Source organism: Stakelama pacifica, from assembly GCF_004361835.1.
Classification (GTDB): Bacteria; Pseudomonadota; Alphaproteobacteria; order Sphingomonadales; family Sphingomonadaceae; genus Sphingomonas; species Sphingomonas pacifica.
Map to the genome: position 1 here is coordinate 1 of NZ_SNWD01000021.1, position 20354 is coordinate 20354.

General features: G+C 62.6%; 20 protein-coding genes. 16 read left to right on the top strand and 4 right to left on the bottom strand.

Features of this window, described 5'->3' with window-relative positions:
• Nucleotides 1-103: 103 nt before the first annotated feature.
• Nucleotides 104-745, bottom strand: a complete 642-nt coding sequence (locus EV664_RS18240) for a transcription elongation protein SprT (protein WP_024020847.1) — start codon at nt 743-745, stop codon at nt 104-106.
• 432 nt (nt 746-1177) lie between these two features.
• On the opposite strand from EV664_RS18240, the gene EV664_RS18250 reads away from it, so the two are divergent.
• From EV664_RS18250 to EV664_RS18260, 3 genes are read left to right on the top strand one after another with little or no spacing between them, the layout of a single operon-like run.
• Nucleotides 1178-1444: a type II toxin-antitoxin system RelB/DinJ family antitoxin gene (locus EV664_RS18250; RefSeq protein ID WP_004212930.1), complete on the top strand. Its 267-nt coding sequence runs from the start codon at nt 1178-1180 to the stop codon at nt 1442-1444.
• Entirely contained in the window at nt 1431-1712 is a 282-nt protein-coding gene (locus EV664_RS18255) for a type II toxin-antitoxin system YafQ family toxin (protein ID WP_004212931.1), read from the top strand. Before EV664_RS18250 ends, EV664_RS18255 begins: the two co-directional genes overlap by 14 nt.
• Before the next feature lie 9 nt (nt 1713-1721).
• The gene (locus EV664_RS18260) at nt 1722-2342 is read left to right on the top strand and encodes a histidine phosphatase family protein (RefSeq protein WP_031309920.1); all 621 of its coding nucleotides are present in this window, start codon (nt 1722-1724) and stop codon (nt 2340-2342) included.
• Here the strand turns inward: EV664_RS18260 and EV664_RS18265 are convergent.
• From EV664_RS18265 to EV664_RS18275, 3 genes are read right to left on the bottom strand one after another with little or no spacing between them, the layout of a single operon-like run.
• Complete coding sequence (locus tag EV664_RS18265; RefSeq protein ID WP_024020849.1) at nt 2339-3301, bottom strand: tyrosine-type recombinase/integrase; 963 nt, start codon at nt 3299-3301, stop codon at nt 2339-2341. The two genes, EV664_RS18260 and EV664_RS18265, sit on opposite strands and share 4 nt — an antisense overlap.
• A complete protein-coding gene (locus tag EV664_RS18270; protein ID WP_031309921.1) occupies nt 3298-3693 on the bottom strand; it encodes a CopG family transcriptional regulator in 396 nt (131 codons plus the stop codon). The genes EV664_RS18265 and EV664_RS18270 overlap by 4 nt, the downstream gene beginning before the upstream one ends.
• Before the next feature lie 36 nt (nt 3694-3729).
• Nucleotides 3730-4095, bottom strand: a complete 366-nt coding sequence (locus EV664_RS18275; protein ID WP_031309922.1) for a DUF7673 family protein — start codon at nt 4093-4095, stop codon at nt 3730-3732.
• 885 nt (nt 4096-4980) lie between these two features.
• On the opposite strand from EV664_RS18275, the gene EV664_RS18280 reads away from it, so the two are divergent.
• The 13 genes from EV664_RS18280 to fliE all read left to right on the top strand — a co-directional run bounded on the left by EV664_RS18280 (nt 4981) and on the right by fliE (nt 20129).
• Nucleotides 4981-6279 carry a TolC family protein gene (locus tag EV664_RS18280; RefSeq protein WP_229668383.1) on the top strand — a complete coding sequence of 433 codons (1299 nt, stop codon included), beginning with the start codon at nt 4981-4983 and terminating at the stop codon, nt 6277-6279.
• Between the two features lie 220 nt (nt 6280-6499).
• The gene (locus EV664_RS18285; protein ID WP_120326039.1) at nt 6500-7654 is read left to right on the top strand and encodes an efflux RND transporter periplasmic adaptor subunit; all 1155 of its coding nucleotides are present in this window, start codon (nt 6500-6502) and stop codon (nt 7652-7654) included.
• 3 nt (nt 7655-7657) lie between these two features.
• Nucleotides 7658-10903: an efflux RND transporter permease subunit gene (locus EV664_RS18290; RefSeq protein WP_120326040.1), complete on the top strand. Its 3246-nt coding sequence runs from the start codon at nt 7658-7660 to the stop codon at nt 10901-10903.
• 11 nt (nt 10904-10914) lie between these two features.
• A complete protein-coding gene (locus EV664_RS18295; protein ID WP_031309925.1) occupies nt 10915-11259 on the top strand; it encodes a DUF190 domain-containing protein in 345 nt (114 codons plus the stop codon).
• Nucleotides 11260-11602: 343 nt separating this feature from the next.
• The gene (locus EV664_RS18300) at nt 11603-11968 is read left to right on the top strand and encodes a hypothetical protein (RefSeq protein ID WP_024020857.1); all 366 of its coding nucleotides are present in this window, start codon (nt 11603-11605) and stop codon (nt 11966-11968) included.
• A gap of 214 nt (nt 11969-12182) precedes the next feature.
• Complete coding sequence (locus EV664_RS18305) at nt 12183-14681, top strand: heavy metal translocating P-type ATPase (RefSeq protein ID WP_024020858.1); 2499 nt, start codon at nt 12183-12185, stop codon at nt 14679-14681.
• Entirely contained in the window at nt 14678-16147 is a 1470-nt protein-coding gene (locus tag EV664_RS18310; protein ID WP_024020859.1) for a TolC family outer membrane protein, read from the top strand. Before EV664_RS18305 ends, EV664_RS18310 begins: the two co-directional genes overlap by 4 nt.
• Nucleotides 16144-16770, top strand: a complete 627-nt coding sequence (locus tag EV664_RS18315) for an SRPBCC family protein (protein ID WP_147395514.1) — start codon at nt 16144-16146, stop codon at nt 16768-16770. Before EV664_RS18310 ends, EV664_RS18315 begins: the two co-directional genes overlap by 4 nt.
• An 80-nt stretch (nt 16771-16850) precedes the next feature.
• Entirely contained in the window at nt 16851-17150 is a 300-nt protein-coding gene (locus EV664_RS18320; protein ID WP_084625449.1) for a TFIIB-type zinc ribbon-containing protein, read from the top strand.
• Complete coding sequence (locus tag EV664_RS18325) at nt 17074-17661, top strand: SRPBCC family protein (RefSeq protein WP_031309927.1); 588 nt, start codon at nt 17074-17076, stop codon at nt 17659-17661. The genes EV664_RS18320 and EV664_RS18325 overlap by 77 nt, the downstream gene beginning before the upstream one ends.
• Nucleotides 17662-17836: 175 nt before the next feature.
• Nucleotides 17837-18244, top strand: a complete 408-nt coding sequence (locus tag EV664_RS18330; protein WP_229668384.1) for a hypothetical protein — start codon at nt 17837-17839, stop codon at nt 18242-18244.
• Between the two features lie 82 nt (nt 18245-18326).
• Nucleotides 18327-19625 carry a sodium/hydrogen exchanger gene (locus tag EV664_RS18335; RefSeq protein WP_024020863.1) on the top strand — a complete coding sequence of 433 codons (1299 nt, stop codon included), beginning with the start codon at nt 18327-18329 and terminating at the stop codon, nt 19623-19625.
• A gap of 153 nt (nt 19626-19778) precedes the next feature.
• Nucleotides 19779-20129, top strand: a complete 351-nt coding sequence (gene fliE, locus EV664_RS18340; RefSeq protein ID WP_024020836.1) for a flagellar hook-basal body complex protein FliE — start codon at nt 19779-19781, stop codon at nt 20127-20129.
• Nucleotides 20130-20354 lie beyond the last annotated feature (225 nt).

The window sequence follows — 20354 nt, forward strand, 5'->3', positions numbered from 1 at the left end:
TCTGGCTGATGATCGCGATTGTTGGCATGTGAATAACCTTACATGAACTCATGTTTGCATGTGGTCATAGCGCAAGCGGCTATCGGATGAAAGGGCAGGGCGTCTAGCCGTCCTCGCCGCCCTCATCCTCGCTGTCATCGTCCAGCGGCTCATGGCTCATCTGGCCGTGATCCTCGATCGGGCAAAGCGGCGCTCCGGCCTGCTCAAGCCATTTGCGCGCGGTCCTCGCGGTATAGCCGCACGTCGCGCACTCGCATTTCAGCATCCGGGTTTTCTGCTTCTTGGGCGCGGTCGACTCCCCGTCCGTGTCGAGACGGGCATGGGGAAGGGGGCCAGCGGCATCGAGGATCGGTGCGACGGCCGCAAGGAACGCCTCGCCGGGGGTGGTGGCGCGCATCGGCCCGACCAACCCCAGCCCCAGCGCGACCCGTTTAAACGCCTTCCCATGCCCTGCCGGGATGCCGACGGCGGCATGGACCAGCTCATGCGCGAGGATGGCCGCGATCTGCGCCGGCATCGCATCGGGCGCGTGCGCTAGGTCCGGGCGGATGAAGATTTCAAAATGCCCGTCCGCGCTAAGTCGGTTGTCCCAGCACTCACCGATCGCCTTGCCCTTCGCGCCTCTGCTGGTGAAGCCGATCGCCACGCGCACGCGGTCGGGCAGGGGGGCGTCCAGCGCCTCGAACAGCGGAGCCATGCCCTGCGCCACGGCATTGAGCCAGCTTTCGCGGGTTTCGTGGGTCATCGTCTTTACTCCCTTCAAATCGCCTGTCCGGCGATGGCCATGCCATCGGCCGGAACACGGACGCCCAAGAACGCCGGCGAGAGAGGGGGCAGCGGGAATCTGCGGGAGTGGTGCGCGGCGCAGGGAGGCACAGCCGAGTGAGCCACGGTCCCGCTGATTGCCGTTGCGGGGGAGAGGCGGCCGGGACCGCCTTTCCCCCCTTCAAACAGGATCGGCGCCGGCACACGCCGGCACTGCTGCGCGAGATCCGCGCAGCGATCTCGCTTCCGCCATGTGGATCGTTACCTTGGGCCAAGACCGCTTGCGGGCTTGGGGAGCGTGAGCGACTAGAGCCACGGTGCCGCGCCAGCGGCAGGCGCATAATCACCGCACCCATTGCCAAAATCAGATTTTGTGACTACACTGGGACTACGTTTTCAGAAGGAAATCCCAATGGCTGTTTCCGACACCTATGTCCGCGCCAGGATCGACAATACGACGAAGGAACGCGCCACCGCCGCGCTGGGCGCGATGGGCCTTTCGATCTCCGACGCTATCCGGCTGCTGATGCTGCGTATCGCCGACGAACGGCGCTTGCCTTTCGAGGTCAAGGTTCCGAACGCCGCGACACGCGAGGCAATGGCAGAGCTGGCGGCGGGGAAGGGGACCAAGTTCGCCAGCGTCGATGCGCTGATGGCGGACCTCCATGCGGACGATTGATCGTTCGACCCGGTTCAAGCGCGACTACAAGCGGGAATCAAAGGGCCGGCATCGAGCGACCCTCGATGCCGATCTTCTGCCTGTCCTGGCCGCGCTCGCGACCGACACGCCGCTTGATCCCAAATACCGCGACCATGATCTGAGCGGCGATTGGGCGGGCTACCGCGATTGCCACGTCAAGCCCGATCTGGTGCTGATCTACGCCAAGCCCGACGACGAAACGCTGCGCCTCGCGCGCCTTGGCTCGCATAGCGAGGTATTCGGATAGATGACGCATATGCGGGCGATCTTCATCCGCCACGGCGAATCTACAGGCAACGCCGGCGTGCCGTGTCACGATCTCGCGACGATCGAGCTGACGGAGCACGGCCACGAACAAGCGCGCCAGGTCGCGGCGAGCTGGACGCAAGCGCCCGCGCTCATCGTCACATCGCCCTATACCCGCACCCGGCAGACGGCCGCGCCGACGATCGCGCGCTTCCCCGGCGTCCCGGTCGAAGTCTGGCCGATAGAAGAGTTCACCTATCTGCAACCGGCGCGCTGGAACGGCACGCGCAGCGCCGAGCGGATGCCGCACCTCGAACGCTATTGGAGCGAGGCCGATCCTGATTATTGCGACGGGGAGGGGGCGGAGAGCTTCGCCACTCTGCTCCGGCGCTGCGAGGCGGCGCTTGCCCGCCTCGCCGCCATGCCGGCCGCTTCGCTGGTCTATGTGTTCGGGCATGGGCAATTCATCCAGGCCGCGCGCGCGATCGTCGCCGACGCTCATCTGGACGATCGGGGCAAGATGCTCGGTTTCTGGTGCAAGGGCGAGCCGCCCGCGATCAGCAACGCGCAGCAGGTAGGGTTCCATTGGCAGGGCGGGCGCTGGGGATGTGCGCCGGCGATCGCCGCCTAGATCAACACCCGCTCCACCTCGTCCAGCGTCACGTCATCGGGCCGGCGGTCATAGAGCTGGGTCGTGCGGGTAGAGCTGTGGTTCGCCATCGTCGCGGCCGTCTCCAACGTGCCGCCGTTTTTCAGATAGGTGGTGATTCCGGTCGCGCGGAACGAATGGTTGCCGATCGCCGTCCCGATCTCGGCCGCGCCTGCGCGCCGGCGCACCATCGCGAAGGCATTGGCTTGGGGCAGGGGGGAATCGCTTAGTCGCTTAGTCCCGCGTGCGATCGTGCGGAACAGCGATCCCTTGCGATCTTCACGCAGCGCGCACCCGTCGATATAGGCGGTCAGATAATCCTCTAGATTGTGATGGCAGGGCATTTCATGGCGCTTGCCGCCTTTCTCGTGCAGTCGGACCCATAGCCGCCTGTTCTGCATGAACACGTCCTCGACCCGCATCGCCAGCGCCGCGCCGATCCGCGCGAAACTATAGACCATCAACCCGATCAGGGCGCGGTCGCGCAGGCCCGCATGGGTGGTCACGTCGATGCTGTCGAGCAACCGCCGCGCCTCGTCCGGGGCCAGCACCGGCGTCTTGCCGCGCCGCTGGCTATGCGCCGGCCCGCGCACCGATCCGGCAGGGTTCACCGGCACGATATGGCCCGTCACCAGCCAGTCGAACAGGTGGCGCACGCCGGCGAGCTGCTGCTTGACGCTGGGCGCGGCCAGCTCGCGCCCCAGCGCCTCGACCCAGGCCGCGACGTGGAGCGGTTGCACGGCCTCAAGCGAGGCGACGCCGCGCGCCTCACACCAGGCCAGGAAGTCGCCGGCCGCGCGCATATAGGCGCGGCGCGTATGCGGGTTGCGAATGGTGACGGCGAAGAATTCGAGAAAGCGCAGCCGCGTGGCGTCGTCGGCCGCCGCGATCAAGGCCGGCAACGCCAGCGCCGGCGAGGGCAGGGGGGCGAGCTGGTTCATCGTGCGATCTTCTGCCAACGGGCCGGCTCGGGGCGAGGCTTCGCCAGCTCCCGGCGCAATTCGTCAAACATCTCATCAGCGGGACGAACGCGGCCCGCCTTCACGTCCTCAAGCCCGCGCGCAACCGAATCGTCTAATATCCGGCGTAGCAGCTCGTCGCGCAAATCGCGGTGCGGCTCCATGTCGATAAAGTTCTTGACGATCGCGAACACCGCCTCGGACGGATCAACGAAATGACCCCGCTCGACCTGCGCCAACAGCCAATCGGCCATGTCGCCGGGTAGATACGCCTCGAAACGCAACCCGCCCGCGCGCGCCTGCTCGCACAGCGCCTTGGCTTGGTCGCGCTCGGCGTAGTTGTCGGCAAAAGCCTCATCGTCATTTTCGATCATGCCGGCATCCCTTTTGCGGTGGATCTTCGGAGGCGTTTAAACGCTCTCTGCGGGGTCGCCGCGATAGCGCACCCAAAGGTCGCCCATCGCGTCGCGGTAGCCCCAGGCATCGGCGTAGGTGGTCGACTCCTGCGCCAGATAGGCCATGACCGTAAGCATATCCTCGGCAATGACGGCATCGACGTTGCACAAGTGGATGATCGGGAAATGCCCGCACTCGTCGCCGTTCCACCAGGCCAGCAGGAAATCCGCGACCTTGCCGGATGCGCCGGTTTCGGCCGCGCGCGTGGACGGCATGGCGATGGCTAGCAAGCGGCCGATCGCCTCGCCGACCTCATCGAAGCTGACGGCCCGGAAGACGGGGCGGCGTTGCGGGGGTGATGTGGCGGCCGTCCCGGTCATACGATCGTGGTCCATTTGAGTGTGTGATAAAGGACATTATCATATATAAGTAGGGTGGGAAACGCGTGTTGTCTCGTTCCCGATACTTCGCGGGGCCTGCACGCTTCATGTGAGCGGCGGTTGGCGTTTGTTGAAACTTTACAGTCCCATCAGGGGCGGTTCTACCGTCGCCTGGTTTGCCATATTGCGCCATCCGGTCGAATCCGGATCGCGCGAAACCAAGATGTAAAACATCAATAACATTAGAAGGCATTGTGTTGATCTCCAGCATGGATTGGCGAGCTTATTATTGTTGGCGTCAAGAAACTCTGTACGAATTACTGTAATTAAAGCATGATGATACAGGATATGATCAGACAGTAAGATGATGTCACAACATAACATCATGGCAAAGCCCGACTATGCGTCACGCGATTTTCGCAAGAGGCACAATTGTCTCTTCCTTTCCAATCCACGAGAGGCTAGATGCGCAGGTTATGAAAGGGTGGCTATCCATCATTGTCGGTATCTTTCTCGCCTTCGGAGTGACGGCGGGGGCGATGGCGCATGCCACCGAAGCGGGCTTCCGCACGAGTACCGTAGCGTCTGTCGATGGCTGTGAGAGCGCTTCGAAAAAGAGCGACGACGGCCAGTCGGACCCTTCCAAGACCTCGATCAAGTTTCACGGCTGTCACGGTCACCATGTTGGAATTCCGGTCGGTGCCGCGCCGGAACCGGAAGCTGTGTTCACGGACAAAGCTGTACCGGCGCGAATCGTCCCGGGCCTTTCACCCTCGACTCATTCCGACACCTTCCGACCTCCGAACGCCTGACAGCTGACGCTTTCGCCTGGCCGAGCCGGGCGTGCGCCTTTGGTTTGTCAGGAGTTTTTTGTACATGCATCCTATGTTTGCGCCCGCCATGGCTGCGGCGCTCGTGGCTATATCGGCCACGCCCGCTGCGGCGCAGGTGGACAATTCGGCGGTTGCCGGTCCCACCGTCCCGTCCGGCCCCCTTGAGGTCCGCACGGGACCTCTACCCGCCGTCCTGACGCTTGCCCAGGCGCTCGAGGAAGCTGACGCGAGATCTCCGGCTCTTGCCGCAGCTCGTGCCGATGTTGAGGCCGCGCGCGGGCGGTTGCGTCAGGCGCGATTCCGCTTCAATCCCGTCCTCAACGTCGAGGTCGAAAACTTTGCAGGTACAGGTCCCTATACGGGGTTCAACGGAACGGAGACGACCGTCTCTGTCAATCAGAGGCTCGACATAGGGGGACGGCGGAAAGCGCGGATGACGCTTGGTGAAGCCGAACTTGCCGCTCAGGAATACCGCTTCGCGATCGCGCGGGCCAATCTCGGTCAGCAGGTCCGCAATCTCTTCGCGCTTGGTGTAGCCGCGCGTGACAACCTGGCCCTCGCCCGTGAGAATGAAGCAAGGGCACGCGAAGTGTCGCGTGTCGCGCGCGCGCTTGTCGAGGCGGGGAAAGAGCCGCCGCTGCGCGGCCTGCGCGCCGATGCGGCCCTCGCGCAGGCGACGGCGGCACTGCGCGCGGCCGAAGCCGAGGAGGAGGCCGCCCGCCGTTCACTTGCAGCGCTTTTCGGAACGGATATACCGCCGGCCGAACTCGTCGGGAGCGATCTCCTCCCTCCGCCTCCCATCGTTAGCGCCTCACAAACACTCGACGTGCGCCTCGCCGAAGCCGAGCGCGCAATCGCCGACGCTCAATTGCGCCAAGCTCGCGCCGAAGGCCGTCTCGATCCGTCTGTCGGCGTCGGCGTGCGGCAGCTTCGCGAAACGGGCGATCGCGCGTTGGTCGCGAGCTTGTCTGTGCCTCTTCCGTTGTTCGATCGCAATCAAGGTAATGTCGCGGCCGCCCGGTCGGACATTCAAGCGGCCGAAGCGCGGCGAAATAGCGTTTTGACCAACACGCAAGCGGCGATTGCAAATGCGCGAGCCGCGCTCGATGCCGCTGATGCCCGCGTCGCGGCTTTGGCAGGCAGCGCCATCAACCAGGCACGCGAAGCCTTGCGACTTGCCGAACTCTCGTACCGGGCCGGCAAGTCCTCGCTGATTGAGCTCCTTGATGCACAACAGGCGTATTCCGAAACGCAGGCTGAGCTCATCGCCGCACGCCGCGCCAGAGCGGAAGCGCAGGCGACCCTGGAACGTCAGGCCGCCGCTGTGGGAGATATGGAGGCAGCGCAATGATCTCTTTCTTCGTGATCGATATTGAGCACACCCCATTGTCTGCGGCTTGCGGGCCAATGACTTGCTTGACCGCACGCAGTCCTGGGCTCGGTTGCAGTTCGCAGCACGCGCAAGGAAACTTTCTCGGTGGAGCTCTTTCGCCGCTTCACATTCTTGCCCTCGCGGCTTCCGGCGCTGGAACTCCTCGCGCGGCCAGGCCCCTGATTTCCGGAGATGTTCAATGATCCAACCCAATAGGCGAATCCTGGGCGGAGCGGGTGCGGTGTTGCTCGTCGCCGCCGGAGCTGTCGCGGTATCGCAATGTACCGCAGACCCTGTCGTTGAAACCGGCAATGAGGAACAGGCCGAGGAAGCGGTCGCTCCTATGGACACTCTTGCGATGACGCCGGACGCGATCCGGGCGGCTAATATTGCTGTGGAGACGGTTCAGTCGGGCGGCCTCGGTTCGGAGGTTCTTGCTCAGGCTACGGTGACCGCTTCGCCGACCGGCGAGGCAATTGTCACGGCCTTGGCCAGTGGGGCTGTGACCCGCGTGTACAAGCGGCTCGGTGATCCGGTCCGCGCTGGCGAGGCGCTCGCCATCGTCCGAAGCCGGGACGCGGCCCAGATCGCAGCCGCGAAGACCGCCGCAGAGGCGCAGGCGGTTCTTGCTCAGCGCAATCTCGCTCGCGAACGGCAACTTTACCAACAGCAGGTATCGGCTCGCGTGGATTATGAGCGGGCGCAAGCCGAAGCTGCTGTCGCGGCCGCCGAGGCCCAGCGCGCGCGGCTTGCGGCCAGGGCAGCCAATGTCACGGGCGATGGCAGCGGCTCAGTCGTTGCCAGTCCCATATCCGGTCGGGTGACCAGCGAAAACGTCAGTCTTGGCGCATATGTCCAACCCGAAACCGAGTTGTTCCGAGTGGCGGACCCGTCGAAGGTGCAAATCGAAGCTGCGGTCGGGCCAACGGATGCGCAGCGGCTCGTTCCGGGCGACCGGGCGGTCGTGGAGTTACCCGATGGACGAACAATCGAGGCACGCGTCCGCGCGATTACGCCCGGTCTTGCCGGGGAAACGCGTTCGGCAACGGCCGTGCTCGACGTTCCGGGAAGCCTCCAGCCAGGGCTGCCGGTGCGGGTCCGCTTGCTGCCGAGCCGCGGCGAGGTGTCGGACGCGATCGTAATTCCCGAGGAGGCGCTTCAGACGCTGGAGGGCCGCGATGTCGTCTTTGTGCGAACCGAGGACGGATTTCGCGCGAACAATGTCACGGTTGCCAGGCGCAGCGCCGGACGCGTGGAAATCGCTTCGGGGCTGAAGACGGGTCAGATGATCGCCACCACGAATGCGTTCCTGCTGAAAGCCGAGCTCGGCAAGGGCGCAGGCGAGGAGGAATAGCTCATGATTGCTCGACTTATCGCACTGTCCGTCCGCGCCCGCTGGATGGTCCTGTTCCTCTTTCTTGCAATCGCTGGCCTCGGCATCTGGCAGCTGACCAAGTTGCCGATCGATGCAGTGCCAGACATCACCAGCAACCAGGTGCAGATCAACACTGTCGATCCGCGTCTGTCGCCGGTCGAAATCGAAAAACTGGTTACCTATCCGGTCGAAATCTCGCTCGCTGGCATTCCAGGACTAGAGACGACGCGCTCGATTTCGCGCAACGGATTTAGCCAGGTTACAGCGATATTCTCGGAATCCACCGACCTTTACTTCGCACGACAGCAGGTCGGAGAGCGGCTAAGACAGGTGACCGAGGACCTCCCCGAAGGTGTGCAGCCGCAAATCGGACCCGTGACAACGGGCCTGGGCGAAGTGGTCATGTACACCGTCGGCTATACCAATCCGGACGGGAAGGGCGCGAAGAAGGTCGCCGGGCAACCTGGCTGGCAACCCGACGGAAGCTATCTCACGCCCGAAGGCGACCTGCTCACCGACGAGGTCGCCAAAGCCGGCTATCTGCGCACCGTGCAGGACTGGATCATCGGACCCCAGCTGAAGGCAGTGCCGGGCGTTGCGGGCGTCGACTCGATCGGTGGCTACGCCAAGACGTTCGTTGTCGAACCCGATCCGACCAAATTAACCAATTTCGGCATCTCCTACAGCGAACTAGGGGAGGCTCTGGAAAAGGCCAATCTTGCCGTAGGTGCCAATTACTACAATCGCGGCGGCGAAGCTTATCTTGTTCGCGTCGATGCGCGCGCACGTTCCGTCGACGAAATCAGGAACGCCGTTGCAGCCACGCGAGGCGGCGTTCCGATCACGATCGGTCAGATCGCCAACGTCAAGATCGGCGGCGATCTCCGCACCGGCGCGGGAAGTCTGAACGGTAAGGAGGCGGTGATCGGCACCGTGCTCATGCTTATCAACGAAAACAGTCGGATCGTTGCCGAGGACGTTTCGGCGAGGATCGATCAGGTATCGAAGACGTTGCCGCCGGGCGTAGAAGCCAAAATCGTTCTCGACCGCGCCGAGCTGGTCAGCGCCACCGTGGGAACCGTCGAACGCAATCTCACCGAAGGCGCCCTGCTCGTGGCGGCGTCGCTGTTCCTGCTGCTGGGAAACTGGCGCGCGGCGATCATCGCCGCTCTGGTCATTCCGTTCTCGTTCCTTATGATGGCGATGGGAATGAATTCATTCGGCGTGCCGGGCAACCTCATGAGCCTTGGCGCACTGGACTTCGGCCTCATCGTCGACGGCGCCGTAATCATTATCGAGAACTGTCTCGCGCGACTGGCGCATCGGCAGGAACATGAAGGTCGGCTGCTCTCGCTTCGAGAACGGCTTGAGGAGACAATGCACGCCTCGCAAGAGATGATCAAACCGACGGTATTCGGTCAGGCGATCATCCTTCTTTCCTTCGCGCCGCTCCTCATGTTCACAGGCGTCGAGGGCAAGACCTTCTCGCCCATGGCAATCACCATCATGCTGGCACTCGTCTCCGCATTTATCCTTGCGATCACACTTGTGCCTGCGCTGGTAGCGATCGTCATTCGCGGACGTGTCGCCGAGAAGGAGGTGTGGCTGATCCGCAAGAGCAAGGATCGGTATCTGCCTCTTCTCGACAAGGCGCTTGCACGGCCACTCCCGTTCATCGCCGGGGGCGTCGCTTTCTTTCTGGCGGCCGTTCCGGTCTTCGGGCTGCTTGGGTCGGAGTTCATACCGCAACTCGACGAAAAGAACTTGGCGGTTGCCTCCACCCGGGTGCCTTCGGTCAGTCTCGAACAATCGCTGGCAATGCAGCGCAAGGTCGAGGAAGCGGTCGCTAAGTTGCCGGAAGTGGAACTGATGTTCTCAAAAACGGGGACGGCCGAAGTCGCAACCGACCCGATGCCGCCGAACGTCTCCGATGGTTTTGTTATTCTGAAGCCAGAGGACGAGTGGCCGGATGGCGTCCATACCAAAGGCGATGTAGTTGAACGCATCGAAAAGGCGGCCGGCGCTCAGCTCGGTCAGCTTTATGAAGTCAGTCAGCCGATCGAGCTTCGCTTCAACGAACTGATTTCGGGTGTCCGCGGCGATGTAGCGATCAAACTCTATGGGGACGACCTCGACAAAATGTCGCAGACGGCAAACGAAATGGTGCGGGTGCTGCAGACTATCCCGGGAGCAAGCAGCGTAAAGGCCGATCAGGTCGGCGGTGCGCCCGTGCTCGATGTAAAACTCGATCGCGCAATGATCGCTCGCTACGGCCTGACAGTCCAGGAAGTGGCCGATACTGTAGCCGCAGCTCTCGGAGGGCGCGAATCCGGCCTCCTTTACGAGGGCGATCGGCGCTACGACATCACTGTACGCGTGCCTGACGCAACGCGGGTCAATCTCGATGACATCCGCTCACTTCCTGTGCTTTTGCCTGAAGAATCCGGCGAACTGCGGAAGCAGGTTCCTTTGGCACAGGTGGCGCAGATAAGTCTCACGGAAGGCCTCAACGAAATCAGACGCGAGAACGGCAAGCGCCGTGTCGTCGTGCAGTTGAATCTGGAAGGGCGCGACGCAGGTTCGTTTGTCCAGGAAGCGCAGGCAAAGATTGCTCAGGTAAAGCTGCCTGCTGGATATTATCTGGAATGGGGCGGACAGTTCGAGAGCCTGCAAGCCGCGACATCACGACTTTCAATCGTGGTCCCGCTTGCCTTTGTCGCCATCTTCGTGCTGCTTTTCGTGGCCCTTGGATCGGCCGGACGAGCAACTGCGGTCTTCCTGACCTTGCCGCTGGGCTTGGCCGGCGGGATTTTCACCCTCGCCCTGACCGGTATCAACTTTTCTGTCTCGGCAGCGGTCGGGCTTATCGTTCTGGCCGGTGTTTCAGTTCTGAACGGTTTGGTCGTGATGACGGCCATTCGTGAACGTCAGGAGCATGGGCTGCCTCTGGTTGAGGCAATCCGGGAAGGCATGGCCGAGAAGATGCGTGCAGTCATCATGACCGGCTTTGTTCCGGCAATTGGCTTCATTCCGATGGCAATCGCCACCGGGACGGGGGCTGAAGTCCAGAAGCCGCTCGCAGTCACAGTTATCGGCGGGTTGATTGCCGCAACCGTTCTCACCCTGTTGGTATTGCCGTCGATTGCGAAGGTGGTGCTCGGAGCAATCGAAAACCGTCGGCGTAAGCGGGACGAGAATGCCTCGCCGATTGCACCAGAACCGGCGTGAAGGAGAAGATTATGACTGAAACGATCAAGCTATTGCGAATCTACACCGATGAGGGCGCCTATCTTGGTGATCGCAAGGTGCTCGAGGTGATCGCATCGCGTGCAAGGGATGCTGGCCTGGCCGGCATCACCGTTCTGGACGCGCGATTGGGTTTTGGCCGATCAGCGCATGTCCACCGCCGTCACGTCTTCGAGAGCGATCGGGCCGTCGTCATCGAGATTGTCGATGAGGAAGAGCGGCTGCGGACTTTTGTCGACGGTCTCGACGATATTCCGGACGTCGGCCTGATGACGCTGGAGCCGGTGGAAGTCCTTGGCGGCAAGGCGCGCCAGACCATCGCGGAGAAGAGTGCATGACAAGGGTCCTCGCGCTGGCGGTCCGTACCGCCGGACGCGAGGTCGCGCGACCGCGCGAACGCTGCCTGACGCACCGTGACTTCCCCTCCGCCTCGCTGGTGGAGGGGGAGACCGCCGCCCACCCGGTCATCCAGCGCATGCGGCGGTCAAACTTCGATCCTTTTAGCTGCGCCGATCGAGCATCTGTCGCGCCAAAGGATCTGCGTCAAATTGGCTCCCGCCCGCGCATTCCGGCCCTTCGGGTTGCATGTCGGCAATCGCTCGGGTGCGAGAAGAGCCGCGTCGTGGGCGCCGCGCCCCTGAGGCGCCCACGACGACAAATTGCGTCTCTGGAAGGTGCCCAATGACGGGTAGGCGCGCGACCACAATTCTCTTCCTGCCAGCCGCTCTGGCCTTAGCAGGCTGTACGAATGCATCGGAAGACCGGGAGGCGCAGGATCACATTCCCGGTTCCGATCCCGATGCCATCGAAAGACATATCTACGTCTGCAGCGACCGCAGAAGCTATCTCGTCGACGTCTTCCGCGATGGCCTGACGATCGACCTCACACCACCGGATGGCAAGCCATTGAGGCTCAGTGCCTTTTCGCAAGACCCGACCTATGTCGGGAACGGGATCACGGCCCGCATTTCGGGACCCGTACTGCACATCGAGCGGGCCAATCGGCCAGTGCTGACATGCCGCCAGAAATTGGGAGGACGCGGATGAGCTTCTCCCACCATCCCGGTTTGCGCGGCCCCTGCAATTTTTTGTCTGGCGTGGCCTTCGGCTCGCCGGCTTTTGCCGGTTTCCTTGGCCTGAAGGGCTGTTGTGGAGACGAAAACGCGATTCGCTGCGGACCGCATACACGCATTAGCTTGTCCAGCATTGGCGCAACCAATGTTGCATTCCGCCCAATCGTCCAAAACATCGGAGACTTGAGATGACCGAAAAGGCCCGGCTTGATCTTCCGGTCATTCTGCCCGGCGTCGCGGATACGGCGGACCGCTGCGTGTCGAGATTGATCGCTCTTCTCACCGCGCGGCCTGGCATCAACGACGCACATGTGCAGGCGGGCAACGGCGAGGAGGCTGTCCCCCAGTTGTGTGTCCACTACGATCCCGAGGCAATCTCGCTGGCCCGGATCCGCGAAATGGTGAAGAGCGCCGGTGCCGAGATCACCGCGCAGTTTGGCCATGTAGTCTGGCAACTCGAAGGCATTTCCCACCAACGCCGGGCAAGAACGGTCGCTGATCGCGTATCCGCACTGCCCGGTGTGATCGAAGCCGATGCCAACGCCGCCGGAACGATCAGGATCGAATTCAATCGCGGGCGAACCTCAGAGCAGGCGATCCAGGCCGAGTTGAGCCGGCTCGGAGTGCGCAGCACTCGCACGGAATCGGACCTATCTCGCAAGCGCGGCGATGAGCACGACCATGGATCGGGCGATCATAAGCATGATGAGCAGGAAGAAGGGCACAGCCATGACCATGGCGGGATCTTCGGCGGTCAAACCGAGTTGATCTTCGCGCTACTATGTGGGGCGCTGCTGGCGAGCGGGTTTGCCGCCGAGAAGCTCACCTCGGCTCCCTCATGGATATCTCTCGGCTGCTATCTTGCAGCTTACATCTTAGGCGGTTGGTTCACGCTGCGCGAAGCGATCGATAATCTCCGGCTGAAACGCTTCGAAATCGACACGCTGATGCTGGTCGCGGCAGCAGGCGCCGGCGCCTTGGGTGCATGGGCAGAGGGCGCACTTCTCCTGTTCCTGTTCAGCCTGGGGCATGCGCTCGAACATTATGCCATGGGACGGGCAAAGCGCGCGATCGAGGCTTTGGCCGAACTCGCCCCGCGCACGGCCATGGTGCGGCGCGGCGCTGGCGGGCTGAGCGAAGTCCCTGTCGAGGAACTCGTGATCGGTGACATTGTGGTTGTGAAACCCAATGAGCGCCTTGCAGCGGACGGGTTCGTGGTGGTTGGTCGATCGAGCGTCAACCAGGCTCCCGTTACGGGCGAAAGCGTGCCCGTCGACAAGGAACCGGTACCGGATCGGTCGCAAGCGGCGGCGCAGCCCGACAAGGTGCCCGCTCAGCATCGCGTATTCGCGGGCACCATCAATGGCCCGGGCGCGATCGAGATCGCCGTGACACGTCTTGCCGCGGACACCACGCTGGCCAAGGTCGTCAAGATGGTGAGCGAGGCGGAGACGCAGAAATCGCCAACCCAACGCTTTACCGACCGGTTCGAGCGGATCTTCGTGCCGTCGGTCCTCGCATTGGTCGTGGTGCTGCTGTTCGCCTGGGTGGTTGTCGATGAACCATTCCGCGACAGCTTCTATCGCGCGATGGCCGTGCTGGTTGCCGCCAGTCCATGCGCGCTCGCGATCGCCACACCGAGCGCCGTGCTTTCCGGCGTCGCCCGCGCCGCCCGCGGCGGCGTCTTGGTAAAAGGCGGCGGACCGCTCGAGAGCCTCGGCTCGCTCACCGCGCTCGCATTCGACAAGACCGGAACGCTCACCGAGGGCCGTCCGCGCATCACCGACATCGTGGCCGCGAGCGGAGTGAGCGACGACGAACTCATGACGATTGCCGTGGCGGTCGAAAGCCTCAGCGATCACCCGCTGGCCGAGGCAATCGCGCGGGACGGGCGGCAGTTTCTCGACGAATTGCCCGTACCTCCTGCAAGCGACCTCCAGAGCCTCACCGGGCGCGGCGTGCAGGCACGAATTGATGGCGACGTCGTGCTGATCGGGAAGGCGGAAATGTTCGGTCAAGATGGCGTCGCTGCGCTGTCGGCCGAGATGACCGCGGCGATCGAAGGCCTTCGCGAGCAGGGCCGTACGACGATGATTGTGCGCAAGGGTGAGCGGGACCTTGGAGCGATCGGGCTCATGGACACGCCGCGAGCGGCCGCAAAAGAAGCCATCGAGCGGCTCAAGGCGCTGGGCATCACCCGCATGATCATGATCTCAGGCGACAATCAGAAGGTCGCAACCGCGATCGCCGCACAGGTGGGAATCGACGAGGCGGTGGGCGATCTGATGCCGGAGGACAAGGTCGAGACGATCAAGAAGTTACGTGGAGAAATGCCGGTCGCGATGGTGGGCGATGGCGTCAACGACGCCCCTGCGATGGCCAACGCCACCGTCGGTATCGCAATGGGTGCCGCCGGATCTGACGTCGCGCTGGAGACTGCGGATGTGGCGCTGATGGCCGATGATTTGTCCCACCTGCCCTTCGCGGTGGGTTTGAGCCGTAGCACGCGCTGGATCATCCGGCAGAACTTGGTGGTCAGTCTCGGCGTGGTCGCGTTGCTCGTGCCGGCAACGATCATGGGGCTCGGAATAGGTCCGGCGGTCATGGCTCATGAAGGATCGACTTTGCTCGTCGTCTTCAACGCACTTCGTTTGCTCGCCTATCGGGACAATGGAGGCGGCAAATGAACAGGCGGGTTGCGACATGGCTCGTGGCCATGGTCCCCCTGGCCATGGCCAGCGCCGCCCATGGCGAAACCCTGCGGCAAGCACTGATCCATGCCTATCGCACGAACCCAAGCCTGACGGGGGCAAGGGCTGGGCTGCGCGCCACCGATGAAGGCGTGCCCATCGCCAAGGCGGCGGCACGCCCGACGCTGAGCGCGACCGCCGATTATCAGGAATTCGTGGTCCGCTCCGCGAACAGCTTTTCTGCTCCCTTGCGCGCCGCCAATGCAAACGCAAACCTGTCCTTCCCGCTCTATCAGGGCGGACGCGTGAAAAATGCGATCCGGGCCGCCGATGCGCGCGTCGAATCTGGACGCGCGAACTTGCGCTTCACCGAGGCCGATCTCTTCACCGCGATTGTCTCGGTTTACATGGACGTCCTGCGCGACAGCGCGATCGTCGAATTTAACCAGCAGAATGTCGCGGTTCTCGAGACCAACCTGCAGGCGTCTCAAGACCGGTTCGAAGTGGGCGACCTGACCAGAACCGATGTTGCTCAATCCGAGGCCCGTCTGTCGGTCGCGCGGGGACAATTGGAACTGGCGCTCGCGCAATTGGACGCCAGCCTGGAGAACTATCTGCGCTTCGTTGGCCTTCCCGCGCGCGATCTCGAACAGCCACCGGCCTTGCCTGGTCTTCCCAGATCGCCTGTCGAAGCTGTGTCGCTTGCGATCGAGAACAACCCTCAGCTTATCGCAGCCGAAGCAGATGCGAAGGCGGCACGCTATGACGTCCGCGTGGCCGCCGCATCGCGCCTCCCCAGACTCTCGGCGGTGGCAAGCGGCGGTTATAACAATTATCTGGGCACGCTTACCGGCAACCTTCCCGGACGCGTGTTCCAGCAGGCACAGACCACAGCAACCATCGGGCTATCGGCAACGATCCCGCTATATCAGGGCGGTCTGCCCGCAGCCGAAGTGCGTCGCGCCAATGCGCTCGAGAGCCAGGCACTCGAACAAACCATTTTCGTCGAGCGTCGTGTCGTCGCGGAGGTGCGCGCTGCCTATTCGCGCTATCAGGCGACGCAGGTGGTGATCCAGTCATCCCAGGCTGCGGTGGCCGCCAATGAGCTCGCAGTCGAAGGCGTTCGTGCCGAGAACAGCGTCGGCACGCGCAATGTTCTCGACGTGCTCAACGCCGAGCAAGAGCTCCTCAACAGCCGCGTGCAGCTCGTGACCGCTCGGCGCGACGCCTATGTCGCCGGTTTCACGCTGCTCGCTGCGATGGGCCGCGCGGAGGCACGCGACCTCAATCTTTTCGGCGGGACGCTGTTCGAGCCCGGCTTCAGCCGCCCTTCCGTGAGCGGTCCCATGCTCATGGAAATGAATTCGAGCTCGGCCTCCGATGGCCGAATTGAGTTCGTGCCGACACCTGCCGCACGGGACGCTGAGCAGGGCCCGCCGACGGTCGGGGCAGATGAGCGATGAAGCGGGAGTTGCGACATTGGGAAGTGCCGACGGTCCCGTATTTCGTCCAAGCGGGAAGACGCGCGCGGCGGGACCGTCAGGCGACAATTCTCCCGAACGGAAGCAAGGACATGCAGATCCACGCTCGGACGCCGATCAACTGCAGCGCCCTCCATCTCTGGATCATTCTTCGCCGCGTCGAATGCTTCGAGCGTTGGAACCCCTATGTGACCATCAGATGCGGCTCTCCTGACCCAGGCGCGATCAGATATTATTTCACGAACAATCCGCGCTCAGGCCTGCGCGCCATGTTGACCGGCGTGGCCACGATTGACGATCCGAACATGACGCTCACCCTGAGCTTCGGCACCAGGAAGCATTTCAGGTTTGTCGAGACGTTGAGCATCGTGCGGACGCCCAGCCAGCATTGGCTTCACCACGATCTCACCGGCCAAGGGCTGGGCGTAAAGCTGATGGGCAGGATACTTACCCGCCGGATCGAACCCCTGATGCTCCATGCCGATGCCATGCTTGAGGGCTTCGTGACGCTGTCGGACGTGCTGGCACCGAAGCAAGGCGATGTCGTTCGAGTGGGCAAAGGATCGAAGCGCCAACAGGCGGAGAAAAGCAATGAGCTGAATTAAATTCAGCTCATTGCTGACCAGGCATGTGAAAAAATCGATGTAAGCGGATCGGCCCTGATCCAAGGAAGAGGACCTCGAATATGAATTCGTCCACTGCAGCTAGCCAAGGCATGCTCTGCCCCGTTTGCAAGGTCACTTTGTCAATTTCCGATCGCCAAGGCGTGGAAATCGATTTCTGCCCGCAGTGCCGGGGCGTGTGGCTCGACCGAGGAGAACTCGACAAGATCATCGAACGATCCGAAGCCGCAATGCCATCGCAATCACGTGAAGACGCGCAGCCACGTCCCAGCCGGGCGGGGCACTATGACGATGATCGCCATCGGTCGGGTCACCACGGACAAAAACGCAGGCGCGGCTTTCTTTCGGATTTGTTCGACTGATCCTGCTGCCCGGCGGCGCGAGGAGAGACGCGTGTTTTTAGTAGAGAATGAAACGGTCCTGCATGCCTCGCCGCCAAAGGTGTGGACGGCGTTGACCCGGTTCGACAATTATGAGCGGTGGAATCCGTTCATACGAATTAATGGGCCGCTCGTCTTGGATGGCCTTGTCCAATACTCGTTCCGGCTGAACTCGAAAAAGCGCTTCTTCACGATTGACGCGCGCATCATAGCACTTGAGCCGCAACGACAAGTGACAGTACGTTTTGGATTTGGTTGGCTGATCGGATTTGAGGAGAGCTATTCGCTGGCGCCCGTCCCCGTCGGATCGCAATTGGTCCATAGCTTTCGGTGCATCGGCGTCCTTGCGGGTCTGAGACTCAAGAAGATGAGGCGCAACTTCGGGCAAATGCTCGAGATCAGCGATAGACTGTTTCAACGACACCTCCGACCCGCACGACCATCCAACCCGGCCAAGAAGCGCCCCAGGAAGGGATTCCGTCCAAATGCCTGATGGGATCGATAGAGCTTGGTCCTCCGCAAGCAAGATCGCGGAAGTTAAGGTCTCCATTAGATGAGAACCGCCTTCCCTTTGCAGCCGGGACCACGCCGTGGGCGCGCGCCCCCGCGCCCACGGCGACATCTCCGAGCCGATTGGTCTCCTGGGCGAACTCTTGGAAGGAGGAAGCATGACACGCATATCCGACATCGATGGCTTGCGCACCGGCGGCGCTGTTTCGCGAGGCGCGCTTTTCCTGGCAGTATCCTTTGCCGTTTTGCTGGCGGGGTGCTCCGACAAAGGCGAGCGTGAGATTTCGAATGACGCCGCGAACGTGGCACCGCCACCGGCGATGCCGCCGTCGATCGTCGCGAGCCATACCTATAGATGCGCCGACGGCGGCCTTCTCTATGTCGATTTCCTGCAAGACGGGACCTCGATCAACGTCAGGCGGCAACCTTCCGGCCCGGTGCTTAGACTAAGCACGCCTTCGCAAGGCCTTGCCTATGTGGGCGACGGGATGAATCTGACCGTTAGCGGCAAGGAGGTCAGGATCGACGAACCAAAGAAGGCCTCGCGCACGTGCAAACGCGGATGATTTGTTTCCATGCCTGGCTCATGAGATCGCTACTAATCGCATTATCACTGGCTAACTAGAGCCGCTCCGGAAGGTCTGAAGTATGAATGCATCCGCGCCTCAGGCCACTCTCCGCCGCTTTGCCGGCTACCTTGGTGTCGCCGTTGCAGCCACCATGCCCGCGCTTGTGCTTCGGCTTGCCGGGTGGCGCCCAAACCCGCTCCTGGACGCTGCCCTGTTCGGCACGGCGATCCTTGCAGCCGGTTTCATGCTGTCCTGGGGTGCGGAAGCCGCAGAAAAGCGCGTGAGCCAGGGCCTGATCGTCGCCGCGATCGCGCTGGTCACCGTGCTGCCGGAATATGCCGTTGACTTTTACTATGCCTATGCCGCCGGGCAGGACCCGAGCTCGAACTACGTCCACTACGCCGCCGCCAATATGACAGGCGCCAATCGGCTCCTTGTCGGCCTAGCTTGGCCCTTGATGGTCATCATCCACTGGTTTCGAACGCGGCAGGGTCGGATCGATCTCGCGCCGGTCAACGCGGCCGAGATTACGTTCCTGCTGATCGGCACCGCCTGGTCGTTCACGATCCTGCTGCGCGATGCGATCGGCTGGATCGACAGCGTCGTGCTGGTCGGCATCTTCGCCGCCTATGTCTGGCGAGTCAGCTACCTGCCCAAGGCGGAAGAAGACGAGGAGGACGAACCTGGTCCCGCGGCGGCGCTAGGTCGGCTGTCGCCGGCGCGCCAGTGGGCCGCGATGGCCGGACTGACGGTCGTCGCGGCGACAGTCATCCTCGCCTCGGCCGAACCGTTTGCCGAGGCGATGGTCGATTCAGGGCGTCTGATCGGGATCGACGAGTTCCTACTGATTCAATGGCTCGCGCCGCTCGCCAGCGAGGCGCCTGCGGTGACGATCGCGGTGCTGTTCGTGCTCTCGGGACGGGCGGCGAACGGCCTCGCCACGATGATTTCGGACAAGATCAACCAATGGACCCTGCTGGTCGGCATGCTGCCGCTTGCCATGAGCCTCGGCGCCGGCAGCTTGAGCGCGCTCCCCCTCGATGACCGTCAGCACGAAGAGTTTTTCCTGACGGCGGCGCAGTCGCTGTTTGGGATCGCGCTGCTGCTGCGGCTGAGACTCGGCATGTGGGGCGCGCGGGCGCTGGCCGGCTTGTTCACGGTCCAGGTCGGGCTCACGCTGAACTTCCTCGGGGACGAGGCGCGGACAATTGCAAGCCTGACCTGGCTGTCCTGGGGCTATCTGGCGCTAGCCGGGGCGCTCCTTGTGTTCAACGCGCGGTCGCTCGGACACCTGTTCAAGGTCGGGCTGTTCGCAAAGCACCCGGCGGTCCACCCCGGCGCGTCAATCTCGCCCGTGAGCGGGTCGCCGGCGACATGAGCCGTCAATGTCCTTCTCGGGTATTTGGCCGAGGGTGTCTGCGTCACGTCGGCTGCCACAGATTCGTAGGCATTCTGAGCCTAAAAACATGCCTAACGCTTCATTAATTTTTCCTACCTAGAAGTAGCGCATCGCTCGGCCTGGAGTACCACCATGAATGTGAACGGAGCAGCCGACGTGCTGGCGTTGCGCAACGCCGTTCTTCAGCGCAATGCCGCGCTTCGCGAGGTTGTCTCACCCCCCGCACCGAATGCGCTTCGTGGTCCCGACAGCTCCGCGCCGCCGTCGAGCTTCGACGCAACATTGCAGACCGCGCTTCAAAAGGTGAATGCGCTCCAGGAGCAGGAGGATACCGTTACCGAGGCCTACGAACGCGGCGACATCACCGACATCGCGACCGTAATGCTGATGCAGCAGCGTGCTTCGGTTTCGTTCGAAGCGACCCTACAGGTTCGAAACAAGGTACTTTCCGCCTATAAGGACATCATGGGTATGGCGGTCTGATCAACTATTTACGCTCTTCAAGCTTGAGCCGGAATCCATCTACGTTGAGGACGAAGCGTTCAATGGGGCGCGCGCTGTACGGGGCGTCGCATTGCGCGGCGATCATCGCGCCGCTCGCGCTGCGCTACAGGTAGCTCGGTTCGTGAAGGTGAGATCTGCGGCGCCTTGTGGGGAGGAGGAGGCGGGGACGAGGCAGCAGGATAGCCGCCATAGCTCCCGCCTTCA